The organism is Pantoea sp. Ft-CA_14 (genome assembly GCF_024520875.1).
Lineage (GTDB): Bacteria > Pseudomonadota > Gammaproteobacteria > Enterobacterales > Enterobacteriaceae > Pantoea > Pantoea agglomerans.
The window spans coordinates 195,863-201,862 of record NZ_JALNPM010000005.1 but is presented as its reverse complement, the minus strand read 5'-3'; the positions used below and the strand labels follow the sequence as shown (position 1 = coordinate 201,862).

5 protein-coding genes and 1 tRNA gene are annotated in these 6,000 nt (G+C 55.3%); 1 reads left to right on the top strand and 5 read right to left on the bottom strand.

What is annotated here, in order from left to right; translation table 11 throughout:
* Both NR195_RS10350 and NR195_RS10345 read right to left on the bottom strand, forming a co-directional pair.
* Window positions 1-180, bottom strand: a 180-nt coding sequence (locus tag NR195_RS10350) for a hypothetical protein (RefSeq protein ID WP_256844490.1), incomplete at its 3' end; no start/stop codon positions are given.
* A 37-nt stretch (window positions 181-217) separates the two neighbouring features.
* Window positions 218-293: transfer RNA gene (locus tag NR195_RS10345), tRNA-Phe, on the bottom strand.
* A 223-nt stretch (window positions 294-516) separates the two neighbouring features.
* Between NR195_RS10345 and NR195_RS10340 the strand changes: the two genes are divergently transcribed.
* Window positions 517-1,836, top strand: a complete 1,320-nt coding sequence (locus tag NR195_RS10340; protein WP_010248946.1) for a PAS domain-containing methyl-accepting chemotaxis protein — start codon at window positions 517-519, stop codon at window positions 1,834-1,836.
* A 26-nt stretch (window positions 1,837-1,862) separates the two neighbouring features.
* Here NR195_RS10340 and mrdA read toward each other — a convergent pair whose 3' ends face one another.
* From mrdA to deoB, 3 genes are all read right to left on the bottom strand, one after another.
* Complete coding sequence (gene mrdA, locus NR195_RS10335; protein ID WP_045139630.1) at window positions 1,863-3,734, bottom strand: penicillin-binding protein 2; 1,872 nt, start codon at window positions 3,732-3,734, stop codon at window positions 1,863-1,865.
* A gap of 219 nt (window positions 3,735-3,953) precedes the next feature.
* A complete protein-coding gene (deoD, locus tag NR195_RS10330) occupies window positions 3,954-4,667 on the bottom strand; it encodes a purine-nucleoside phosphorylase (protein WP_010248951.1) in 714 nt (237 codons plus the stop codon).
* Between the two features lie 26 nt (window positions 4,668-4,693).
* Window positions 4,694-5,917, bottom strand: coding sequence for a phosphopentomutase (gene deoB / locus NR195_RS10325; RefSeq protein ID WP_010671093.1), 1,224 nt, complete (start codon window positions 5,915-5,917; stop codon window positions 4,694-4,696).
* Between the last annotated feature and the right edge of the window lie 83 nt (window positions 5,918-6,000).

The window sequence follows — 6,000 nt, the reverse complement described above, 5'->3', positions numbered from 1 at the left end:
ACCTTCGATAACGGGTTCGCCCCATAAACGCAAAAACCCGCCAGAGGCGGGTTCTTTAAAGATGGTGCCCGAACCCGAAAATGCCGGGCGCATTTTTGCATCGCGTGCCAGCGCGACCCGAAGGGCGAGCCACAGGGATGTGGCGAGTGAATCGAACCTTCGATAACGGGTTCGCCCCATAAACGCAAAAACCCGCCAGAGGCGGGTTCTTTAAAGATGGTGCCCGAACCCGGAATCGAACCAGGGACACGGGGATTTTCAATCCCCTGCTCTACCGACTGAGCTATTCGGGCAACGGGGCGCATTAAACCAAAGCGGCCCGGCAGCGTCAAACGCTTTTCACCAAAATCAAATCGACTGACCGCTTTTCCATCAACCCAAAGAGTGGGTCTGACCTGCCGCCATAAACCTCTCTGTTGGCCGGATATATTTTAGTCAGAAAGCAGGCAGAGTCTGCATTGTGACGCGAAATTGCCGATATAGCATGCGAGACCAACACTAATAATAAGGATCGCCATGTTTTCCACCATTACATCAGGTATCGCTTCCCGTCACAGCTGGCAGAAGCGTTCACACTCAGCGGCAACGCTGAGCTCTCTCAACGGCTCCATCGCCATGATTGAATTCTCCCCCGATGGCACCATTCTCAGCGCGAATGCGCTGTTTCTGGCGCGCATGGGCTACACGCTGGCGGAGATCGAAGACCAGCACCACAGCCTGTTTTGTACCGCAGAGCAGCTTGAGTCGCGGGACTATCAGGATTTCTGGCTGCGACTGAACCGGGGCGAAAGCTTCAGCGATAAGTTCCTGCGCGTGGCGAAAAACGGCCGACCGGTATGGCTCGAAGCCAACTATGTGCCGGTGCAGAACCGCCATGGCCGGGTGATTAAAATCGTCAAACTGGCAACCGACATCACCGATCATATCAACGATGCGCAGGAGCAGCGCGCCATCACCACCGCCATAGAACGGTCGATGGCGGTAATCGCTTTTAACCTCAAAGGTGAAGTGCTTAAAGCCAATGACAACTTCCTGAAAACCATGGGTTATCGTCGTGAGGAGGTAGAAGGTGTTCACCACCGCCGCTTCTGCTCGCAGGCGCTGCGCGACAGCCGCGAATATAGCGAGTTCTGGCAGCAGCTGAACCGCGGCGAGTTTGTCTCAGGCCAGTTTCCCCGGGTCAATAAACGGGGTGAGACTATCTGGTTGCGCGCCACCTATAATCCGGTGTTTGACGAACAGGGCAGGCTCTACAAAATCGTGAAATTCGCCACCGATGTGACCGCGCAGGTGGAAAAGAATCAGCAGGAACATGATGCGGCACAGCGGGCTTATCACACCGCGCTGCAAACGGATGAAAGCACAAAGCTGGGTGCCGATGTTATCGCCAGCAGCGTGCAGACCATGAACGCCCTGGCGGGTGAACTGCAGGGGATCTCCGGTGATATTACCGGCCTGAGTGAATCCTCAGAGCGTATCGGCGCGATTGTGGAAGGTATCCGCCGGATAGCCGATCAGACTAACCTGCTGGCGTTGAATGCCGCTATTGAAGCGGCGCGGGCCGGAACCCATGGCCGCAGCTTTGCGGTAGTGGCTAATGAAGTCCGCACGCTGGCAGCAAACATCAATCGCGCCACCACCGACATCGAAAATCGGATACAGCAAAACCATCAGCTGGCGAGCCGGGCACTGAAAGGAATTGAATCCAACCTGAAGCGCGCCGATCAGGGCGTACAGCTGGCCCAGGAGGCGGGCGGCGTGATTGCGGAAATCCGTGAAGGCGCAACCGATGTAGTACGCGCCATCGGTCAGGTGACCAAAACGCTTAAAGTCTGACGCTCTGCGGGGGCAACCGCCCCCTTTTAAGGTGTTGCCTGAACCGGCGCTTCTGGCACCGGCGGGATAAAGATATGATCCAGAATCGCCCGCATTACGGGTGCCGCAGTAATCCCTTCGTTGCCGCCATTCTCCAGAATCAAGGCTACCGCCACTTTCGGGTCATTAAAGGGCGCAAAGGCGGTGTAGAAGATATGGTCACGCAGCCGAACCGGTATCATCTTCGCGTTATAGGTCTGGTTCTGGCGCAGGCTGAACACCTGCGACGTCCCGCTTTTCGCAGCGATGCCATAGGGTGCCGTGTGGAAATATTTATAACCGGTGCCGTTGGGTGCGTTAGCCATGCCAAACATCGCGTGGCGTACCAGCGACCAGTAAGGTGAATGAGGATCGCCAATCTGCGCTTCATGCTGCTGCGGATGATAGTTCTCCACCAGCGTGCCGCGCTGGGTTTTCTCCAGCAGATGGGGGGCAATGACCCGACCGTTATTAATCAGCGCCACCATCGCTTTCACCATCTGAATGGGTGTTGCAATCCAGTAACCCTGTCCGATACCGACTGAAACCGTATCGCCCTGATACCAGGCCTTTTTATGCACCTTCTGCTTCCACTCCCGGCTCGGCAGTAAGCCGCTGTACTCCTCATTCAGGTCAATGCCGGTCGATTTACCATAGCCAAACTGGCTGAGCATGGTGTGAATGCGATCGATGCCCATCATAAACGCCACCTGGTAGAAAAAGGTATCGGCGGACTCTTCGATTGCCCGCGTCACATCCAGCATGCCGTGCCCGGTTTTTTTCCAGTCGCGATAGCGCCGGTCCGTGCCTGGCAGCGTCCAGGTAGGTGCGCCAAAGAATTGCGACTGCGGCGTAATCACATGAGTCAGCAGCGCCGACATCGCCATGTAAGGCTTCACCGTGGAGGCAGGCGGATAGAGTCCCTGCGTGACGCGGTTAATCAGCGGCAGGTCTTTATCCTGTAGCAGCTTTTTGTAGGCCTGATAGCTGATGCCTTTCACAAACGGATTGGGATCGTAGCTGGGACTGGAGACCATCGCCAGCACGGAGCCGTCGTGCGGATCTTCAATCAGCAGCGCCGCACGCTGCCCCGCCAGCAGGCTTTCCACATACTGTTGCAGGTGCAGATCCAGCGTCAGCGTCAGGTTTTTACCCGCGACCGGCGGTACCTCTTTCAGCACCCGCACAATGCGGCCATGATTATCCACTTCCACTTCCTGATAACCCGGCTTGCCGTGCAGCAGCGCTTCGTAATAACCCTCAATCCCCTGCTTACCAATGTTATGGTCAGCCGCATAGTTTTCGGCGATGCCTTCCGCATTCAGCCGTTTATAGTCGTTATCGTTGATTTTCGACACATAGCCGATCACATGCGCCAGATCCGCGCCATAGGGATATTCACGATCCTGGTAGGTCTCAATGCTGGCGCCGGTGAAGTGAAACTGATTGACCGCAAAGCGGGCGACCTGCTCTTCGGTCAGCTCCTCTTTCAGCACCACCGGCTTGTAACGGCTGGTCTGCTTCAGCGCATGGCGGAAGGTGTCGATTTCGTCCGGCGTCAGATTAACGATCGGCGTGAGTGCCCGCAGCGTGGCGTCCATGTCGCTGATTTTGTAAGGCGTCAGCGTAATGGCGTACCAGCTGACGTTTCGCACCAGCGGAATGCCATTGCGGTCATAAATCAGCCCACGCGTCGGCGCAATGGGGATCATTTTGATGTCGTTCTGGTTAGAGCGCGTCTGGTAATAGCCATGGTCGCGCACCTGTAAGCGAAAAAGGTTTACGCCAAGAATGGTGAAACAGAGACAGACCAGAGCAAAGGCTATTGCAGCGCGGCGGGCAAACAGCTTCTCTTCAGCTTCGAAGTTACGAAAGTTCATCAGGGGGCATTATCAGGCGACTAATTATTATCTGTTATTGCGCACCATGATAAAGCGCGATCGCGGGCGTGCCAGCGCGAAGATGCACAAGCCTGACCAAAAGTGTGTCATTTGATGTGAATGTTACCGGGACGGCGAGGCGGGAAAATGCAGATCCCCCGGTTAAGGGGGATCTGCGCAGGGGAATCGGGCAGCAGGCGTCAATGCCTGCCACGCTGATTAATCACCCAGCAGAACAGACTCCAGCGCAATCTTGATCATGTCGTTGAAGGTGGTCTGACGCTCAGCAGCGGTGGTCTGCTCGTGCGTACGGATGTGGTCTGATACGGTGCAGATGGTCAGCGCTTTAGCACCGAACTCTGCGGCCACACCGTAGATACCTGCAGCTTCCATCTCAACGCCGAGGATGCCATATTTTTCCATCACGTCGAACATCTGCGGATCCGGGGTGTAGAAGAGATCGGCAGAGAAGATGTTACCTACGCGCGCTTCAACACCCAGGTTTTTCGCCGCATCAACCGCGTTACGCACCATGTCGAAGTCAGCAATCGCAGCAAAATCGTGATCTTTGAAACGCATACGGTTCACTTTGGAATCGGTGCAGGCACCCATACCAATCACGATGTCACGCAGTTTTACATCGGCACGCACGGCACCACAGGAGCCCACACGGATGATCTTTTTCACGCCGAAGTCGGTGATCAGTTCTTTGGTGTAGATGGAGCAGGAAGGAATACCCATTCCATGGCCCATTACAGAGACTTTGCGGCCCTTATAGGTGCCGGTGTAGCCCAGCATCCCGCGCACGTTGTTCACTTCTACCGGATTTTCCAGGAAGGTTTCAGCAATGTGCTTTGCACGCAGCGGATCGCCAGGCATCAGCACGACGTCTGCGAAATCGCCCATTTCAGCATTAATATGAGGGGTTGCCATTGTTTAATCCTTATTAAATTTCTGATTTACAGCATGTTCTTGCCATAGTCCATCTCGGACAGGCCAAAATAGTGTGCAATTGTCTGACCAATATCGGCGAAAGTTTCGCGGTAACCGAGTGAACCCGGCTCGACTTTCGGTCCGTAGATAAGAATCGGAATGTGCTCACGCGTGTGTTCAGTGCCTTCCCACGTCGGGTCACAGCCGTGGTCAGCAGTCAGGATCAGAATGTCATCTTCTCCGACTAACTCCATCAGCTCAGGCAGACGACGGTCAAACAGCTCCAGCCCGCCCGCATAACCGGCAACATCACGACGATGTCCCCAGGTTGAGTCGAAATCAACGAAGTTAGTGAAAACAATCGCCTGATCCGGCGCGGTTTTCATCTCCTGAATCGTCGCGTCAAACAGCGCATCCAGACCGGTCGCTTTGACCTTTTTGGTAATGCCCTGCTCAGCATAGATATCGGCGATTTTACCCACGGAGATCACGTGACCGCCCTTCTCATCCACCAGCTTTTTCAGCATGGTGGCGGATGGCGGCTCGACTGCCAGGTCGTGACGATTGCCGGTGCGCTCGAACTGACCCGCTTTGTCGCCCACAAACGGACGGGCGATAACCCGGCCAATGTTGTAGCCACCTTCGGTCAGCTCTTCACGGGCGATTTCGCACAGCGCATAGAGACGATCCAGACCAAAGGTCTCTTCATGACAGGCGATCTGGAACACCGAGTCCGCAGAGGTATAGAAAATCGGCTTGCCGGTTTTCATGTGCTCTTCGCCCAGTTGGTCGAGGATCACCGTACCTGAAGAGTGGCAGTTCCCGAGATAGCCCGGCAGATCTGCACGCTCAACCAGTTTGTCCAGCAGTTCCTGTGGGAAGCTGTTCTCTTTGTCGCTGAAGTAGCCCCAGTCAAACAGCACCGGCACACCGGCGATCTCCCAGTGGCCTGACGGCGTATCTTTACCTGACGAAAGCTCGCTGGCGTAAGCGTACGCGCCGGTGATTTTCGCCTCAGGATCCAGACCTGCCGGGAAGCGGCCGGTCGACAGCTCTGCGGCTTTGCCCAGACCCAGCGCGGTAAGATTAGGCAGATGCAATGGGCCTTTACGTCCCTTGTCTGCTTCACCCCTGAAACAGGCTTCGGCGATGTGACCTAACGTATCCGAACCTGCGTCGCCGAATTTATCGGCATCTTTACTGGAGCCAATTCCAAAGGAATCGAGAACCATAATAAAAGCACGTTTCATGCAAGTCTCCTGCGCATTGGCGCGTGACAAGTCAAAAAAAAGCGATCAGATCAGTATACCCGAATGCATCGCAGCTGGCACCG

What these genes read in the sequence shown, in the direction of transcription:
- NR195_RS10340 (WP_010248946.1), top strand. Translation starts at nt 517, where the DNA reads ATGTTTTCCACCATTACATCAGGTATCGCTTCCCGTCACAGCTGGCAG.
- mrdA (WP_045139630.1), bottom strand. Translation starts at nt 3,734, where the DNA reads ATGAACTTTCGTAACTTCGAAGCTGAAGAGAAGCTGTTTGCCCGCCGC.
- deoD (WP_010248951.1), bottom strand. Translation starts at nt 4,667, where the DNA reads ATGGCAACCCCTCATATTAATGCTGAAATGGGCGATTTCGCAGACGTC.
- deoB (WP_010671093.1), bottom strand. Translation starts at nt 5,917, where the DNA reads ATGAAACGTGCTTTTATTATGGTTCTCGATTCCTTTGGAATTGGCTCC.